The sequence below is a fragment of the Streptomyces sp. NPDC005492 genome (assembly GCF_040605995.1).
GTDB lineage: Bacteria > Actinomycetota > Actinomycetes > Streptomycetales > Streptomycetaceae > Streptomyces.
The window spans coordinates 306,650-323,570 of sequence record NZ_JBEXDX010000003.1; the positions used below are offsets into that span (position 1 = coordinate 306,650).

Annotated in this window: 18 protein-coding genes; 17 read left to right on the top strand and 1 reads right to left on the bottom strand. The window is 68.2% G+C overall.

From position 1 onward, the window contains the following. Positions 1–130 precede the first annotated feature (130 nt). The 3 genes from ABZT04_RS06525 to ABZT04_RS06535 are packed head-to-tail and all read left to right on the top strand — an operon-like array spanning position 131 to position 2,950. Positions 131–574: a hypothetical protein gene (locus tag ABZT04_RS06525; protein ID WP_356053626.1), complete on the top strand. Its 444-nt coding sequence runs from the start codon at positions 131–133 to the stop codon at positions 572–574. A gap of 9 nt (positions 575–583) precedes the next feature. Continuing rightward, on the top strand, positions 584–2,389 hold the full coding sequence (locus ABZT04_RS06530) for an alpha/beta hydrolase (RefSeq protein ID WP_356053628.1): 1,806 nt from the start codon (positions 584–586) through the stop codon (positions 2,387–2,389). A 30-nt stretch (positions 2,390–2,419) separates the two neighbouring features. Beyond that, the gene (locus ABZT04_RS06535) at positions 2,420–2,950 is read left to right on the top strand and encodes a hypothetical protein (RefSeq protein ID WP_356053630.1); all 531 of its coding nucleotides are present in this window, start codon (positions 2,420–2,422) and stop codon (positions 2,948–2,950) included. A 91-nt stretch (positions 2,951–3,041) separates the two neighbouring features. On the opposite strand, the gene ABZT04_RS06540 is transcribed toward ABZT04_RS06535, so the two are convergent. Then, complete coding sequence (locus ABZT04_RS06540) at positions 3,042–4,688, bottom strand: glycoside hydrolase family 18 protein (protein WP_356053854.1); 1,647 nt, start codon at positions 4,686–4,688, stop codon at positions 3,042–3,044. A 411-nt stretch (positions 4,689–5,099) separates the two neighbouring features. Here ABZT04_RS06540 and ABZT04_RS06545 point away from each other — a divergent pair, with 411 nt between their 5' ends. The 14 genes from ABZT04_RS06545 (at position 5,100) to ABZT04_RS06610 (ending at position 16,727) form a co-directional block, all read left to right on the top strand. Continuing rightward, positions 5,100–5,909 (top strand): hypothetical protein, encoded by an 810-nt coding sequence (locus ABZT04_RS06545; protein WP_356053856.1) that lies wholly within the window; start codon positions 5,100–5,102, stop codon positions 5,907–5,909. Between the two features lie 122 nt (positions 5,910–6,031). Next, a complete protein-coding gene (gene cpaB / locus ABZT04_RS06550) occupies positions 6,032–6,745 on the top strand; it encodes a Flp pilus assembly protein CpaB (protein ID WP_356053632.1) in 714 nt (237 codons plus the stop codon). Positions 6,746–6,754: 9 nt separating this feature from the next. Continuing rightward, positions 6,755–8,005, top strand: coding sequence for an AAA family ATPase (locus ABZT04_RS06555; RefSeq protein ID WP_355903494.1), 1,251 nt, complete (start codon positions 6,755–6,757; stop codon positions 8,003–8,005). Between the two features lie 4 nt (positions 8,006–8,009). Next, on the top strand, positions 8,010–8,414 hold the full coding sequence (locus ABZT04_RS06560) for a TadE family protein (RefSeq protein WP_356053634.1): 405 nt from the start codon (positions 8,010–8,012) through the stop codon (positions 8,412–8,414). Position 8,415: 1 nt separating this feature from the next. Further along, positions 8,416–8,769: a TadE family protein gene (locus ABZT04_RS06565; protein ID WP_356053636.1), complete on the top strand. Its 354-nt coding sequence runs from the start codon at positions 8,416–8,418 to the stop codon at positions 8,767–8,769. A gap of 25 nt (positions 8,770–8,794) precedes the next feature. Continuing rightward, positions 8,795–10,135 carry a CpaF family protein gene (locus ABZT04_RS06570; protein WP_355903502.1) on the top strand — a complete coding sequence of 447 codons (1,341 nt, stop codon included), beginning with the start codon at positions 8,795–8,797 and terminating at the stop codon, positions 10,133–10,135. Positions 10,136–10,146: 11 nt separating this feature from the next. After that, complete coding sequence (locus ABZT04_RS06575) at positions 10,147–11,088, top strand: type II secretion system F family protein (protein ID WP_356053638.1); 942 nt, start codon at positions 10,147–10,149, stop codon at positions 11,086–11,088. A gap of 13 nt (positions 11,089–11,101) precedes the next feature. Then, on the top strand, positions 11,102–11,989 hold the full coding sequence (locus ABZT04_RS06580) for a DUF5936 domain-containing protein (protein WP_356053640.1): 888 nt from the start codon (positions 11,102–11,104) through the stop codon (positions 11,987–11,989). 24 nt (positions 11,990–12,013) lie between these two features. Further along, positions 12,014–13,564 (top strand): histidine kinase, encoded by a 1,551-nt coding sequence (locus tag ABZT04_RS06585; protein ID WP_356053642.1) that lies wholly within the window; start codon positions 12,014–12,016, stop codon positions 13,562–13,564. Between the two features lie 59 nt (positions 13,565–13,623). Beyond that, a complete protein-coding gene (locus tag ABZT04_RS06590; protein WP_356053644.1) occupies positions 13,624–14,478 on the top strand; it encodes a response regulator transcription factor in 855 nt (284 codons plus the stop codon). A 160-nt stretch (positions 14,479–14,638) separates the two neighbouring features. Further along, entirely contained in the window at positions 14,639–14,872 is a 234-nt protein-coding gene (locus ABZT04_RS06595) for a hypothetical protein (RefSeq protein WP_356053646.1), read from the top strand. Continuing rightward, on the top strand, positions 14,869–15,471 hold the full coding sequence (locus tag ABZT04_RS06600) for a pilus assembly protein TadG-related protein (protein WP_356053648.1): 603 nt from the start codon (positions 14,869–14,871) through the stop codon (positions 15,469–15,471). Before ABZT04_RS06595 ends, ABZT04_RS06600 begins: the two co-directional genes overlap by 4 nt. A gap of 34 nt (positions 15,472–15,505) precedes the next feature. Beyond that, the gene (locus tag ABZT04_RS06605) at positions 15,506–16,084 is read left to right on the top strand and encodes a hypothetical protein (protein WP_356053650.1); all 579 of its coding nucleotides are present in this window, start codon (positions 15,506–15,508) and stop codon (positions 16,082–16,084) included. Between the two features lie 7 nt (positions 16,085–16,091). Continuing rightward, positions 16,092–16,727 carry an OmpA family protein gene (locus tag ABZT04_RS06610; protein WP_356053652.1) on the top strand — a complete coding sequence of 212 codons (636 nt, stop codon included), beginning with the start codon at positions 16,092–16,094 and terminating at the stop codon, positions 16,725–16,727. Positions 16,728–16,921 lie beyond the last annotated feature (194 nt).

Sequence of the window (16,921 nt, forward strand, 5' to 3'; positions counted from 1 at the left end):
GTAGCCGGAACGGATGGGGCGGCAGAGGCAGGGGTATTACCGTACGACTCGAACGCCACGGCGTCGCGGGGGCCCACGGAAACCGACGACTCCACGGCGTACGACGGGAAACGGGGGGGGGGAGCCGCGCATGGCGTGGGACGAGTGGGAGCAGCTCAAGGCCGCGGCGGTCGAGCGGAGTTCCGCGCAGATGCAGCTGAACCATGTACCAGACGACCCTGGTGGTGGCACGGGCACCCTGGTGTCGCACAGGCCCGTCTGGTCCAAGGCCGGCCAGGACGTCGGCTCACTCCGTGAGGGCATCGACAAGGCGTTGACGGCGCTCTCGGACGGTCAGGAAGGCCTCGGCGCGGACTTCGGCTGCCAGACCGCCAGCGCCCAGAAACTGGTCCACGACTCCTGGCAGCGCTACGTCAAGGATATGCGCGGCCGGTGTGAAAAGCTGGCGGATCTGTTGCAGGGAGCGGGAAGTGCCCTACTGCGGACCGATGAGTCGATCATGGTCGAGGTCGGCAACCTGAAGGTGGAGTACGGCGACACGCCCGCTGTCGGCGGCCAGGACGAGGGGCGGTGACCGGAAGCCATGGACCTCGCGACACTCAGAGCGTTCCGCCAGGCCGAGTACACGGAAGCGGCCGACGGATACCGCACCACCGCCGACATGGCGAGCAAGGCCAAGGACAACATCGAGACCCGGATAGCCGCGGCCATGCGGAAGTCCCTGAAGGGCGAGGCATCGGACGCGGCGATCGTCCAACTGACGGAGCTGGGAAAGAACTTCCACTACGTCCAGATCGAATGCGGTCTCGTCGGCACGGCTCTCGACGCGTTCGCCTACGAGATGGCGGCGGCCAAGAGGAAGCTCGACGCGGCCGTCGAAGATGCCCAGGCGGCACATCTCACCGTGAACGCCGACGGCTCGGTCACCTATCCGCCGGGCGGAGAGAAGGGCGAGGACGGCACGACGCCCGTGGGCGGCACGGCGAGCGGCCTGACCGACGGCACGGCCGCCGCCATCGGCCGTCAGGCTGCCAACGTCGACCCCAACCCCCATCACCGCCTCGCGCAGGATTGCGCGGACCGTATCGCCGCTGCCCTCAAGGAGGCGACGGCGGCCGATGTGGAGTGGGCGCCGAAACTGCGGGCGTTGCAGGCGGACGACGACCAGACCGTCTCCGACGGGGACTGGGCCGACACCGCCTCGGACGCCAAGGGGGTGCAGGCGGCGGGCAAGGAGTACCTCGACTCGCTGCCGCAACCTCCCAAGGACGGCAGCCCGAAAGCCAACGCGGAGTGGTGGAAGACACTGACCCCGGAGCAGCAGGCCGCGTGGGTCTCCCTGCACCCCGACTCCGTGGGCGCGCTCGACGGACTGCCGTCCCCGGTCCGGGACGAGGCGAACCGCATGGTGCTCGCGGAGGCCCACGGTGTCGCGCAGGGCGAGTACAGCACCTGGCTGAAGCAGCATCCGGAACCCGAGCGTTTCCAGACCTACATCGACCCCTACACCGGGACTGTGATGAAGGGCGTCAACATGGAGACGCAGGCCTGGAAGGACTGGGACGCGGCGCGGAAGAACGCTCGCAAGTCCCTTGACGGGATGGACGCGATCCAGACACGTTTCGATGCGACCGGTACGAACGGACTTCCGGAGGCGTACCTGTTGGGATTCAGTGCCGAGGGAGACGGCCGCGCGATCGTCGCCAACGGGAATCCGGATACCGCGGATCACACGGCGGTCTATGTTCCGGGGACTACGTCGGATCTGGGGAGTATCGGGGGGAACATCGACCGGATGGTCAGCACGTGGCAGACAGCCGATCGAGATGCCGATGGACAATCCGTTTCCACGATTACCTGGCTCGGCTACGACGCACCTGACAGCGTCGTCAAGGACGCACCGTTCGAGCACTACGCATACGACGGTGCTCCGGCATTCCGCGATTTCATGGACGGACTCGACGCATCGCATACCGGCGATTCCCCGGCACATACCACCGTGATCGCCCACTCGTACGGGACGACCCTTGTCGGTGCCGCGGCCGAGACAGGGCAGCTCAACGCCGACGATATCGTCTTCGCGGGCAGTCCCGGGGTCAAGGTGTCCGATGCCGAGGAGATGGACGTGCCCAGGGGGCATGTGTGGAACGAGGAGGCCGACGGAGACCCGGTTCCGGACATCGGCCGCTGGGGGCTTGGCGGGGATCGTTACATCATTCCCAGCGACCCGGGATTCGGCGCCAACCAGATGACCACGGACACCGAGGGGCATGGCGGCTACTGGAACGTGGGCTCCACGAGCCTGCGCAATCAGGCCCTTGTCATCGTCGGAAAGGGCGATGACGCGGAACTGAAGCCGCCGCCCGACCCGTGGGCGCATGTGAAGTAGGACCAGTCCGACGACGTAAGGCACCTTGACGTGAAGACCCGACTGAGCCCTCTCGCGCTCACCGTATCCATTACCCTCATCACCCTCACCGGATGCAGCATGACTGACAAAGACTCTGATGAAATCAAGTCCGCAGGCACGAGCACCTCGCGTGACGCCTCCGACGCGATGGAAAAGGTGTCCAGCGGTATCTACGATCTGGTCGGCGTCAAAGGGAAGGCATCCGACAACCGTCCGACAGTCGCGGAGTGTCCAAACAAGGATCGTGAGACGTACTTTCAAATTCTTCACCCGTGGAGCTTTTACCCCGCCTCGGCTGGCGACCTCGACGAGGCATTGGAGCAGCTGAAGACGGAACTGCCGAAGCACGGGTGGAAGATCGTCAATTATGGGCCGGACACCAGCAAGAACAAGAACATCAGCATGACTGCCGACAACGACAAGATAAAGGCTGGCGTACATATCGTTAAGATGCCGAAGAATGATCCTCCGAAGCTGGACATGGACGTCGTATCCGGCTGCTACAAGATCCCGGACGGCGAAGAGATCGAACACTTCTGACCGGCTCCGGCGGCCAACGGCGCCCCCACCCATGTCACCGTGGGCAGGGGCGCCACCCCGACTCGCGAATCGAATCAATTCGACTCAATTCCTACGGCAGCGCGTGCACATGCGCCCCCACCGAGTTCGACCACGAACTGCCCGCGGCCGCATCCCAGTTCGTCGACCACGTCATCGCGCCCCGCAGGTCGGGATAGGTCTTCGACGGCTTGAAGGTGCCGCAGTTGGTGCCGGCCGTCAGGCAGTCGAGGGCGTTGTTCACGATGGTCGGCGAGACATAGCCGCTGCCCGCCGCGCTGGTCGAGGCCGGCAGGCCGAGGCCCACCTGCGACGGGGCCAGGCCGCCCTGCAACTGGATGCAGGCGAGGGCCGTCAGGAAGTCGACCGTGCCCTGGCCGTAGACCTTGCCGTCGCAGCCCAGCATCGTGCCGCTGTTGTAGTACTGCATGTTGACGACCGTGAGGATGTCCTTCACGTTCAGGGCCGTCTGGAAGTACGAGTTCGACGTCGACTGCATGTCGATCGTCTGCGGAGCCATCGTGAGGATGAACGACGAGCCCGCCTTCGCCGACAGGGACCTCAACGCCTGTGTCATATAGGTCGCGTTGAGACCGTTCTCCAGGTCGATGTCGACGCCGTCGAAGCCGTACGTCTGCATCAGCGAGTAGACCGAGTTGGCGAAGTTCGTCGCCGACGTCGAGTCGCTCACCGAGATCGTGCCGTTCTGGCCGCCGATCGAGATGACGACCTTCTTGCCGGCCGCGTGCTTGGCGGCGATGTCCGCCTTGAACTGGTCGACCGTGTAGCCGCCGAGGCCGGCCGAGTCGAGCGTGAAGGAGACCGCGCCCGGAGTCGAGGTCGCGTCCGCGAAGGCCACCGCGATGATGTCGTACTGGGAGGAGACGGCCGAGAGCTTCTGCACGGTCGCGCCGTTGTTGAAGTTCTGCCAGTAGCCGGTCACCGCGTGCTTGGGCAGAGCGGTGCCGCCGTTGCCGCCCGTGGCCGTCGTCGTGCCCGTCACCGCCGTCGACTTCCCCGACTCACCGGCCGAGTTGGTCGCCGTGACCTGGAAGGAGTAGGAGGTGGAGGCCGTAAGTCCCGTCAGCGTGGCGGACGTTCCGGTCACCGCCGTGATCTTCGCGCCGTCGCGGTAGACGTTGTAGCCGGTGGCTCCCGAGACCGCGCTCCAGGCCAGGGAGACCGACGAGGACGTCGTGGACGCGACCGTCAGACCCGTCGGTGTCGCCGGGACCGTCGGCGCGGGGTCGCCGCCACCGCCGCCGTCCGGGCCGTAGACCGAGATGTCGTCCGCGTAGTAGGCGGCCTGTCCGTACCAGCCGTGCGTGTACACCGTGACGGAGGTGGTCGAGGCGCCCGTCGTGAACGTCGTCGACAGTTGCTTCCAGGCCGAGGTGTCGGGGGTCCACGTCGACACGTCCGTCGTGCCGGTGCCCGTCACGCCGAGGTAGGAGTAGCCGCCCTGCACCCAAGCGCTCAGCGTGTACGTCGAGTTGGGCTTGACCGCGACCGACTGGGTGCACTGGGCGTTGTCCTGCCCGGCCGGGGTGCCCTTCAGCGCGGACGCGCCGCTGTGCACCGGGGAGGAGACGGTCGTGCCGCTGCCCGCCGTACAGGTCCAGTTGGTCAGGCCAGACTCGAAGCCGGAGTTCTTCGCGTTGTTGATGTCGGCGGCGGACGCCTGGCCGGTGCCCGCGAAGGAGAGAGCCAGGGCGGCCATGGCGACCCCGGCCCACAGGCGTCTGTTTCTGCTGAGCTTGCCTGATGCGCGGTCCACTGATGCCTCCGGTGGGGGAGTTGGAGGGGACTGGGGACGGTGGCCACCGCTGGAGTCCAGAGTTGGTCCAGACCAATTGCGCTGTCAAGAGGTCCAGACCAACTTCCCCCGCACGGGTTTCGGTATCCGGCCCCCGATCAACTGCTCGACCTGCCCCGTTTTGACGTGTTGTGCGCGATGACAGTTGCGGTACGGCTGCACAAACGCTGTTCTCCGGTCACTGGGGCGTGGTTACAGTGCTGAGGTAGTCACGCAATGAAGTCGACTCGGTGTGCCGGAGTAATACCGGCAAGCCGACAGGCGTGAGACGGGGAGCTGCGCGTGCCAACTGCCATTGCCGTGACCAGCGCCGACATGGCGCTGCCACCACAGGACGAACGGACCCTGCCCGCCGTCGTCCTGCGGGACCTGGATCAACGACCGCTGGACCAGGCGCTGTCGGAGATGCAGGCCCTCATCGACCAGCACGGGCATGTCGTCGTCGTGTCCTCGCAGGCCGTGTCCGAAGGCGTGGACCGACGGCTGCACACCATCCGGTCCATCCTGGAGAGCGACCGGATCGCCCTGTTCCGTCCGCATCTCCCCCCGCTCGGACTCGCCGTACTGGCCCGCCAGTTGAGGCAGCTCGCGTCCTGCGACCTCAGCCCCGGAGTGCTCGCCTCGGCCGGCCGGCTGCTCACGCACTACATCCACGCCGGCGCGGTCCTCGGCTCGGTCGCCAAGCTGGACCGGGTCCCCGTGGGCCTCAGGTCGCACGCCAAGTCCTGGGTGCCCGGCAGCCAGTTCGCGGTGCTGGCCCACCCCACGCCCCAGCTCGTCCGGATCGGCCCCGGAGTCACCCTCGAAGGCCCGGAGTTCGGCACCTGGATGCTGGTCGCCAAGGGCCAGTTGCAGTCCGACTGGATCGGCACCACCCTCGCCCCGGCGTGGAACGTGATGGGGCTGCGCGAGGCCACCCTGCCCGCCGAGTCGGCGAGTTGGTGGGGCACGGGCAGGCTGATCGAGTTCTGCACCTATCTGCCCGACCTGTCGGTGCTCTACCAACTGGTCACCTCGGTACGGCAGTCCGTGTGCCATTGGTGCGGTATCGACGTCATCGGCGACCGTTGTGTCTTCTGCTCGGCGACACCACCCGTTCACGAGAACCAAACACCCGCCGGATAAGTCCTCAACTCACAGGACACGCTTACAGCACACGATCTGCTTGATCTCGCTCCATCCCGCTCGATCTCGCTCGATCCGCTCATTTCCGCTCGACCGATATCCCCAATGAGGTTGTACGGTTCATGAACTCCCGTCAGCGCCGCGGCGTGATACTCCTGCTCCTGTCGGTCCTGTGCGCCCTCGGCGCGTTCGCCGGCGTCCTCTCCGTCATCAGCGACGTGAAGTCCAAGGTGGGCCCCGAGGTCGCCGCCTACCAGGTCAAGAACAACGTGGCGCCCTACACGGCCCTCAGCGCCGGCCAGTTCGAGAAGATCGAGATGCCCAAACGGTGGCTCTCGGACAACGCCGTGACGGACCTCCGGCAGATCTCGGGCAAGATCGCGGTGACCACCCTGCGCAAGGGCTCCCTGCTGCAGAGCGACATGATCGTGGACCAGCCGGCCCTGCAGCCCGGGCAGCAGGAGGTCGCCATCATGATCGACGCGGCGACCGGCGTCGCCGGCAAGATCACCCCGGGCTCCACGGTCAACGTGTACGCCACCTTCGCGGGCGCCAAAGAGGGTGATCCCGACCAGTCCAAGATCATCGTCACCAACGCGAAGGTCATCGACGTCGGCCACATCACCGCGCTGGACCCGGGCAACAGCAGCGACCGCAACCAGCAGCAGTCCACCGACGCCGTCCCGATCACCTTCGCGCTGACCACGCTCGACGCCCAGCGGATCACCTACGCCGAGTCGTTCGCCGAGCGGGTGCGGCTCGCGCTGGTGGCGCCCGGCAGTGATACGACCGTGCCCGAGCAGGACCGGACGTACGAACTCGCGAAGGACAAGTGAGAGGCCCGCATGCCCACCAGGATTCTCCCGGCGGTCGGTGACGCGGATGCCATCCGCGCCATCACGACCCTGCTCAGCCAGCTCCCGGACGCCGACCCGGTGGCCCCGGTGGCCGACTCGACCCAGCTCATCGACACCCTGGCCCGGCTCGCCGCCGAGTCCGTCGACGAGCTGCCCGAGGTCGTGGTGGTGCATGAGCGCATCGGTCCCGTCCCCGCCCTGGAACTGGTCCGCGAGGTCGCGCTGCGCTTCCCCGCGGTGGGCGTCATCCTCGTCACCACGGACGCCAGCCCCGGCCTCTTCCAGGCCGCCATGGACTCCGGCGCCCGCGGTCTCATCGCCCTGCCGCTGAGCTACGAGGAGTTGGCCAACCGGGTCCAGGCGGTCGCCGCCTGGTCCGTGGGCGTACGGCGTCATCTGGGCCACGGCGGCGATGTGTTCACCGGCGTCGGCGGCACCGTCGTCACGGTCAGCGGCGCCAAGGGCGGGGTCGGCGCCACCCTCGCCGCGATCCAACTCGCCCTCGCCGCACAGGCGTCGGGCCGTAGCGCCGCGCTCGTCGACATGGACCTCCAGACCGGTGACATCGCCTCCTACCTGGACGTCCAGTTCCGCCGCTCGGTCGTCGACCTCGCCGCGATCACCGACATCTCGCCGCGGGTCCTGGCCGACGCCGTGTTCCGGCACGACACCGGGGTCGCGCTGCTGCTCGCCCCCGGCGAGGGCGAACGCGGCGAGGAGGTCACCGACCGCTCCGCCCGCCAGATCGTCAGCGCGCTGCGCTCCCGCTACGAGGTCGTCGTCATCGACTGCGGCGCCCAGATGAGCGGCGCGAGCGCGGCGGCCGTCGAAATGGCCGACACGGCCCTGCTGTTCACCACCCCGGACGTGGTCGCCGTACGCGCCGCGAAGCGCACCGTCCGCATGTGGGACCGGCTCCAGATCCGCAAGGCCGAGGAGACGACCATCGTCGTCAACCGGCACACACGCGGTACGGAGATCCAGCCCCCGCTGATCCAGCGGATCACCGGCACGGCGGTCGCCGCCACCGCGATCCCCGCCAACTTCAAGGAACTCCAGGGCGCGGTGGACGCGGGCCGCCTGCACGAACTCGACAACAAGAGCGTGGTCAAACAGGCACTGTGGGGTCTCGCGGGCGAACTCGGACTGGTCAAGGTGCCCGAAGTCGCCCAGCGGGGCGGCCGGTCACGGGGCGGCGGCGACCGCGGCTCGGTGAGCTTCCGGCGTCGTAGGGAGTGAGGGGATGCGTATGTCCGTGATCGCTTCTGTGAAGTCCTCGCGCGGGCGGGACCGGGGCCAGGTCACCATCGAGTTCCTCGGCATGACACCGCTGATCATTGTGACGCTGGTGCTGATGTGGCAGTTCGTGCTGGTGGGGTACACCTACACGCTCGCGGGGAATGCTGCCGACGAGGCGGTGCGGGCGGGCACGGCCGCCACCCGGGGCGAGCGGCAGGCCGCCTGCCAACAGGCGGGCCTGGACGACCTGTCCGACGCGTGGAGGGGGGACGCCACGGTGACCTGCGGGGGCACGGGGTTCGTCACGGCCGACGTCACCCTCAAGGTGCCCGTCCTCTTCCCGGGCTCGATCGCCTTCCCCTTCGAGGTGCACGGTCACGCGGGCGCGGTCGAGGAGGCGACGAACTGAGATGTCCAGCGGCAGGAGAGACCGTGGCCAAGTAGCCGTCGAATACCTGGGGTTCATCCCGATCCTGATCCTCGTCGCCTTGGCGGGTGTCCAGCTCGGGCTGATCGCGTTCGCCGCGCAGCAGGCCGGTACGGCGGCCAGGACCGGGGCCCGGAGCGCCTCGCTGGAGCAGGACTACCAGCAGGACTGCCGGAACGCGGTCAGCAGTTTCCTGGCGAGCGGCACCAGTTGCAGCCGGGCGGATCTGGGGGACTCGGTTCAGGTGACCTCCACCGTCCACATCCCGTCCGTCTTCCCCGGCTACGACGGCTTCGGTGATGCCCACAAGACCGCCACCATGCCGCTCGACCACTGAACGCGGAGCAAGGAGCACAGGACTCATGGGTCTGCGGGAACGCGTCAACCATCCCGAGGAGAACGGCCATCGGGGCGAGGACGGCCACATGGTCGCCTCCTACCGCGCCAAACTCCTGGAGGAGATCGACCTCGCGGAGATGAGCGCGCTGGCCGCCGCCGAGCGCAGGGCCCGGCTTGAGCGGGTGCTCGGGCACATCATCAGCCGTGAGGGACCGGTCCTCTCGACCGTCGAGCGCTCCCAGTTGATCCGCCGGGTCGTCGACGAGGCGCTCGGCCTCGGCATCCTCGAACCGCTCCTCGAAGACGCCTCGATCACCGAGATCATGGTCAACGGCCCGGACGCGATCTTCGTCGAACGCGGCGGCCGCGTCGAGCAGTTGCCCCTCCGCTTCCCCTCCCACGACCAGCTCATGCAGACCATCGAGCGGATCGTGTCGACGGTCAACCGCCGGGTGGACGAGTCGAATCCGATGGTCGACGCGCGGCTGCCGTCCGGCGAGCGCGTCAACGTGATCATCCCGCCGCTCTCGCTGACCGGCGCGACCCTCACCATCCGCCGCTTCCCGCGCTCCTTCACGCTCCAGGAGATGGTCGGCTTCGGCTCGCTGGACGAGCACATGCTGTATCTCCTCGCGGGCCTGGTGCACGCCAAGTTCAACATCATCGTGTCGGGCGCGACGGGCACCGGGAAGACCACCCTCCTCAACGCGCTCTCCGGCCTGATCCCGGAGACCGAACGCATCATCACCATCGAGGACTCGGCCGAACTCCAGCTCCAGCAGTCGCATGTGATCCGGCTGGAGGCACGGCCCCCGAACGTCGAGGGCAAAGGCCAGGTCACCATCCGCGACCTGGTCCGCAACTCGCTGCGGATGCGCCCCGACCGGATCGTGGTCGGTGAGGTCCGCGGCGGCGAGTCCCTCGACATGCTCCAGGCGATGTCCACCGGCCACGACGGCTCCCTCGCCACCGTCCACGCCAACAGCGCCGAGGACGCGCTGATGCGCCTGAAGACCCTGGCGTCCATGTCCGAGGTCGAGATCCCCTTCGAGGCGCTGCACGACCAGATCAACAGCGCCATCGACGTCATCATCCAGCTCACCCGCTTCACCGACGGCGCCCGCCGCATCACCGAGATCGCCCTCCTCGACAGCCACGGCAGCGAGCCGTACCGGCTGGCGACGGTGGCCCGGTTCACCCCCCAGCCCATCTCCGCCGACGGCCGGGTCTACGGCGCCTTCGAGTACTTCCCGCTCTCGCGGCGCACCGCCGACCGCCTCTACATGGCGAGCCAGCCCCTCCCACAGGCCTTCGGCGTGGCCCACACCGCGGAACAGCTAGCCCTCCGAGAAGCCAGTAGGTAGGGACCGACTCCATGGAACTCCAGACGATCGTCACGCTCACCACCGGCGTCACCCTGCTGACCTGCGTCCTGGGCGTGGCCGGTCTGCACGCCTACGCGATGGGCAAGGCGCAGCGCGCGGCCCTGGTCGACCGGCTGTCGTCGACCGGCCAGATCCAGATGGGCCGCACCCGCCGCTTCCGCAACCTGGACCGCCGGCTGCGCCGCACCAGGCTCGGCCGGAAGCTCGAACTGCGGCTCGCGGCAACGGGGTTGGACATGACCCCGGGCGAGTTCTTCGTCTACATGATGGCCACGGTGGCGGCCCTCTGGCTGATCGGCCAGGCGTCCCTGGCCCCCTTCTTCGGCCCCATAGCGGGGCTGTTGGGCATCGGGGTGGCGATCCAGTTCCTCAACTGGCAGCGCCAGAAGCGCATCGAGAAGTTCATCAACCAACTCCCGGAGCTGGCCCGCATCATGGCCAACGCCACCCACGCCGGCCTCGCGCTGCGCACCTCGATCAGCATGGCCGCGGAGGAGCTGGAGGCACCGGCAGGCGAGGAACTCGGCAAGGTCGCCAACCAGTTGGCGGTCGGCGCCTCCATGGACGACGCGCTGAGCGAGCTGGCGGACCGGCTGCCGTCCCGCGAACTCGTCGTCCTCGTCACGACGTTGGTGCTCTCCAACCGGGCTGGCGGCCAGGTCGTCAGCGCCCTGCGCAACCTCACCGAGACCCTGGAGGAGCGTAAGGAGACCCGACGCGAGGTCCGCACCCAGCTCTCCCAGGTCAACATGACGTCGTACGCCGTTCCGGTGATGGGCGTAGGTGCCCTCTTCCTGATGAACAGCGTCAAACCCGGTGCCCTGGAACGGATGACGGGCTCCCCGATCGGCCAGGGCTGCGTGATCATCGCCTTCGGGCTGTACGCGGTCGGCTTCGTCCTCATCCGCCGCCTGTCCCGCATCGACGTCTGAGGAAGGAGACCTGATGGCACTCGTACTCGGACTGGTCATGGGCCTCAGCGTGTGGGGCATCTTCGCGGGCATCCGCATGTACCGCGCGGACGCGAAACTCCCCACCGACCTGGTGCTGGCCCTGGAGGTCGGCTCGACCCGCACGGGCGCCGTCGACTCCCTCGTCGACCGCCTCGGCATGCGCTACGCGCCCATGGTCCTGCGCCTGATGGGCCCCAAGCAGGTCGCCAAGTACCGCCGCAAGATCGACCTCGCGGGCAACCCGGGCGGCCTGACCATCGACCGCTACGCGGCCCGGCGGGCGGTCTACGGCTTCCTCGGCGGAGTCGGCGGCCTGGTGTTCCTGGTGAAGGGGAACTACCTCCTCGCCCTCATCCTGTTCGCCTTCGCCGCGTTCTGGACCGAGGTCGGCATCTGGTCGGCGATCCGCATCCGCAAGGACGTCATCGAACGCACCCTGCCCGACTTCCTCGACGTCCTCGCGGTGGTGGTGAGCGCCGGCCTCGGCTTCCGCCAGGCGCTCGACCGCGTCGCGTCGAAGTACGAGGGCCCCTGGGCGGACGAACTCCGCATCACCCTACGCCAGATGGACCTGGGCATGAGCCGCCGCGCCGCCTTCGCGGAGCTGCGGCGGCGCAACGACAGCGAGCAGGTCGCGATGTTCGTCACGGCACTCCAGCAGGGCGAGGAACTGGGCGCGCCGATCGTCGACACCCTGGTCGCCCTGGCGAAGGACATGCGCCGCACGGACGCGCAGAACGCCCGCCGCAAGGCCGCCAGGGCGGTCCCCAAGGCCACCATGATGATCACGACCTTCATGGTCCCGGCCACCATGCTCCTCCTCGGCGCGGGCCTGCTCCTCGGCTCCGGCACGGACTTCAGCACGATCACGGGCAAGTAGACGGGAACGGGGGCGACTTCAACGATGGCGACGACGGACGAACGTGAACGGACGGGACTGCTGCGACGGCGCCCGAAACCGCCGGAGATCACCACACCCCCGGCCGGCACCGTCCTCCCCGACCATGTGCGCTCGGGGGCGTCGGACATCCCGGTCACGACGGTCACGCCCGCGCTGCCGCCGGGCTGGGTACCGGCAGGGTCCAAGCTCCCCGGGGTCCCGAGACCACCGGCCCAGCCACAGCTGGAACAGTTGCCCGCCGAAGCCGCTCCCGCTCCCGCCCCACCGGAGCCGCTCACCGCACCCGGCCCGGACGCCGACGACCGGATCGCTCTCCCCATCCAGGTCAGCGCCCTGCAGGCGATGTGCAGGCAGGTCTTCGGCTTCCGCCTCGCGATGATCGCTCTGGCCGCCCCCTCCGCCCTCCTCAACGCCAACCCGGGCCTCGCCACCCGCCTGGTGGGCGCGGCCGTGGTGGTCACCTTCATGGCCTCCTACGTCCTCTTCCGGGACTGGGAACGCTTCGGCCCCCTCCTCCTGCGCCACCCCTCCCTCCTCGCCCTGGACACCCTCTTCGGCTCCCTGCTCCTGGTCTCCGCGGGCCCCACCAGCACCCTCGCCTACGTCAGCGTCTGCACCCCGCTGCTCGCCGGCATCGTCTACGGCTGGCGGGGCGCCGGCTGCTTCGCGAGCCTCCAGGCCCTGATCCTGCTGCTGGCCCAGACCGCCGCGGCCGACGCCCACCGGGTCGTGGCGCAGACGTTCCTGCTCCCCGGCCTGTGCGTCATCGCCGGCGCGGTGGGGGTCACCCTGCGCAACCTGATGCTCCGCTTCGGCGAGGCCACGACCGCCCTGACGACCGTCCAGGCCCGGCTCGCCGTGACGGAGGCGGTGGGGGCCGAACGGGCGCGCCTGGCCCGCGAGTTGCACGACTCGGTGGCGAAGACCCTGCACGGCGTGGCGCTCGCGGCGGACGGCCTGGCGGGCTCGGCGGGCGCGGACCGCATGAACCCGACCCTGATCAGACAACAGGCCGAACTGGTGGCCCGCTCGGCCCGCAGGGCGGCGGCGGAATCCCGTGAACTCCTGGCGGACCTACGCCGCGAGGCAGACCCCGACCAGGGAACGGACGTCCTGGTGGAACTGGCCGCCCGCACAAGGGACTTCAACACCCGAACGGGCCTCCCCACCACCTACCGCCCCACCGGCGACCACGGCGTACCCCCGGTCCCGCCCGCCGTGGCCCGCCAACTCCTCACCATCGCGACGGAGGCGATGGAGAACGCCCACCGCCACGCGGCCCCCACCAAGGTCGACGTACGGGCCGGAGTCCACGACAACCTCCTCCGCATCAGCGTCTACGACGACGGCCGCGGCCTGCCCCCGGGCACCACCCTCGAACAGCTCCGCAGAGCAGGCCACTTCGGCCTGGTCGGCATGGTCGAGCGGGCGGCGTCGGTGGGCGCCCGCATCCGGATCGGCAGGGGCGGCCACGCGAGCGGCACGGAGGTCCGCCTCGAACTCCCCCTCGGAGCGCTGACATCAGCGACGACAGCGATAACAGCGATGACATGAGCAGGAAGCCGTAGCAAACCGTACTCATCCCCCCACAGCCGACCCGAGAGGAGGCAGCCATGCCGGACCAGACGACGCCCCACCCCGGCGCTCCGCAGCCGCCACCGACACCACCGAACCCGTTCCCGAACTTCCCGCCCCCGACGCCGACTTCGCCCCTCCGGGTCGTGGTGGCCGACGACAACCCGGTGGTCCGGGCCGGGCTGACGGCCCTGTTGTCGGGCCGCGCGGACATCACGGTCGTAGCGGAGGCGGCGGACGGCCGCGAGGCGTACGAGGCGACTCATCTCCAACGCCCCGACGTGGTCCTGCTGGACGTACGGATGCCGGGCGTGGACGGTATCTCGGCGCTCCCGTACCTGGTGCGGATCGCCCCGGTCGTGATGCTCACGTACAGCAGGGAGTCGGAGATCGTCCAGGAGGCGCTGCGCCGAGGGGCGGGCGGCTATCTGGTCCACGGCGAGTTCACGGCGGACGAACTGGTCGCCGCCGTAAGGGACATCAAGCAGGGCAGGGCCCACTTCACACCGTCGGCGGCGGGGGCGTTGCTGGCGCAACTCAGGCAAGCGCAAGGTTCGGTCGGTCTTTTGCCGGAAGGCTTGGGCTCCATGGCCGTTGGCTCCACATTCGCGCCATCAAGTTCTTCGGAAAACCTTTCGCAAGTGCAACCAGATGTGGGACAGTCGTCGTCATACAGGGCGAGGTTCCAACTGAGCACGAGGGAGGCGGAGATCATGGACCACATCGCGTCCGGCATGAACAACCAGCAGATCGCCGCCACCTGCTTCATCTCCGAGAAGACCGTCAAGAACCACATCAACCGCATCTTCGCCAAACTCCACAGCACCAGCCGCTCCGAGGCCGCCGCCAAGTGGCTCGGTACGGCGCCGGGTTCGGCCCGAGGGCTGGGGTGAGCGGCGATGAGGGGACGGCACACCGGTCGGGACGCTTATTGGGCCCGGGATTGGGCCCTGGGGCCCTCTTGCGCACCGGGTTTCCGGGAATACCGTTCTGGTGTCGAAAGCGGCACCGGCGACGAGGAAGCCGGTTACGCGTCATTCGGAGGGGAACACCATGAGCGACCTGATGCTGAAGACCGCCGTTGCGACCAAGGTGCGGGTGAACGGCTGGAAGAACACCACCGTCACGGCGGTGCAGCGGCGCGCGGGCGACAAGGGGCAGACCGCGGTGGAGTACCTGGGCATCATCGCGGTGGTGGTGGCTATTGTGCTGGCGATCACGGGTACGTCCATCGGGTCGACGATCCTGGGCAAGATCACCGGTCTGATCAACAAGGTCGGCAATTGACGCGACCGCGTCGGTACGGCGATGCAGGGCAGGCTTTCCCCATCTACATCACGGTGGTGGGGGGTCTGCTCTTCCTTGCGTTGGCGTATTTCGCGGTCGGCCAGGCCGCAGTGAACCGGAATGGCGCCCAGACAGCCGCTGACGCCGCGGCGCTCGCGGCGGCGCAGGACACCCGGGACAAACTCGCGGGCGAGTGGGTGCAGGACGTACTCGACCCCACCCAGTGGCAGGCCATTTTCGGCGGTCAGGGCGTGGCGTTCGGCGGGTGCAACCGGGCCGACCAACTCGCGGCCCAGAACGACGCCGATGTGCTGACGTGCGCGGGGAACCCGTCCCTTCTGCGCTACGACGTCAACGTGCAGACCAGGAAGACGATGGGAGAGTCCATCGTCCCCGTCACGGCGAGCAAGAAGTCGAAGGCTTTCGCCGCAGCGGTCATCGAGCCGCTCTGTACGTTCAAGCTCCCCGGTGCGGACGCCGGGGACGATGTGCTGCCTCAACTCACCTGCAAGGACGGCAGGAACTGGGACTTGGACCCGGCCGATCTGACCGATCTCCCGGGGCCCGAGGACCTCTTCGACGTCCATCTGGCCGACTGACAAGCGAACGACGAGTGACGAAGGAAGCAGAGTGATGAGCATTCGGTTCACTGCGAAGGCCCGCAGGGGGATGGTCGCGTTGGCTGTCGCGGCCGGACTGGCCATCGGGGTGGCCGGCTGCGGCGGGAACGACGCCAAAAAGCCGGAGACTTCGGCGTCGCCCTCGTCGAAGACCGGTGGATCCCAGCCGAGTGCTCAGGAAGGGCAATCCCAGGCGCCGCTGGCCGAACTCAACGGCCCGGACGGGCTGCTCCTCCAGATCACCTCCGCCGCTCGCGACTCGGGCGGGTTCATCACGGTGAACGGCATCATGAAGAACGACGGCGACAAGTCCGTGGTGATCCCCGTGGCGCTGCGGGGCGACGAAACCGAGATCCTTCAGCACGGAACGTCGCTCGGCGGTGCGACCTTGGTGGACTCCAAGGAGAAGAAGCGCTACTACGTACTGCGCGACACGGACGGCCGGCCGCTGACGACGACGGACTTCGGGACCCTCGACGCGGGTCAGACCCTCCCCGTCTTCATGCAGTTCCCGGCGCCGCCGTCGACCACGTCCGAAGTCACCCTGCAATTGCCCACCTTCGCCAGCGGCACCATCAAGATCTCCGGGTGAGGCCACAGTGACCACCACTCCCCGCCTCGCCCTCGTCGTCACCGCCGCCACCATCATGGTCGCCGCGAACATCGTCGGCGCGGTCGCGGCCCACGCCGACGACACCCCGAGCCCGAGCGTCCCACCCGGCACCGAGGTCTCCGCCTCCGCCCCGGTGAAGGTCGACCCGAACGACCCCGACCTGAAACTCCCCGAAGGCGCGACGCTCGCCGACCCCAAGGTCCTGGACATCAAGTCCGTCGTGGAGGACCAGGGCGGTGAGGAACGCCGGGAGGACACCAACTCGGACGTCACCTTCGCCCTCCAGGCCGAGGTCCTCTTCAGCAAGGACAGCGCCAAACTGAGCGCCGAGGCGAAGTCCCGTATCGACGCGATCGCCGAGGAGATCAAGAAGCAGAACGCGACCACGGTCCGCGTCTTCGGCTTCACGGACAACCTCGGCTCGTCCGCACACGGCGACGTCCTGTCCAAGCAGCGCGCGGACGCCGTACAGGCGGTCCTGGACTCGGACTTGAACAACCCGAGCATCACCTTCGAGGTACGCGGCTACGGCGAGCAGTACCCGATCGCCGACAACTCCACGGAGGCCGGCCGCAAGAAGAACCGAAGGGTCGAGGTGACGTTCCCACGCACGGAGAGCTGACCGGACCCCCGCGAACAGGCGCTCTCGCTCACGACGAGGGCGCCTTTGCCGCGCCTGAGGACATCACAACTCCCCGAAGACCACTCGAAACGAAGGGTCTCCGCCGCCTCAAGACGACCGTTGGCTCCGACGTCACCTGAAGCCTCGCCGAACTTCCGACCCGACTCAGCTCCCACTGCTCCTCAAGAGCACGC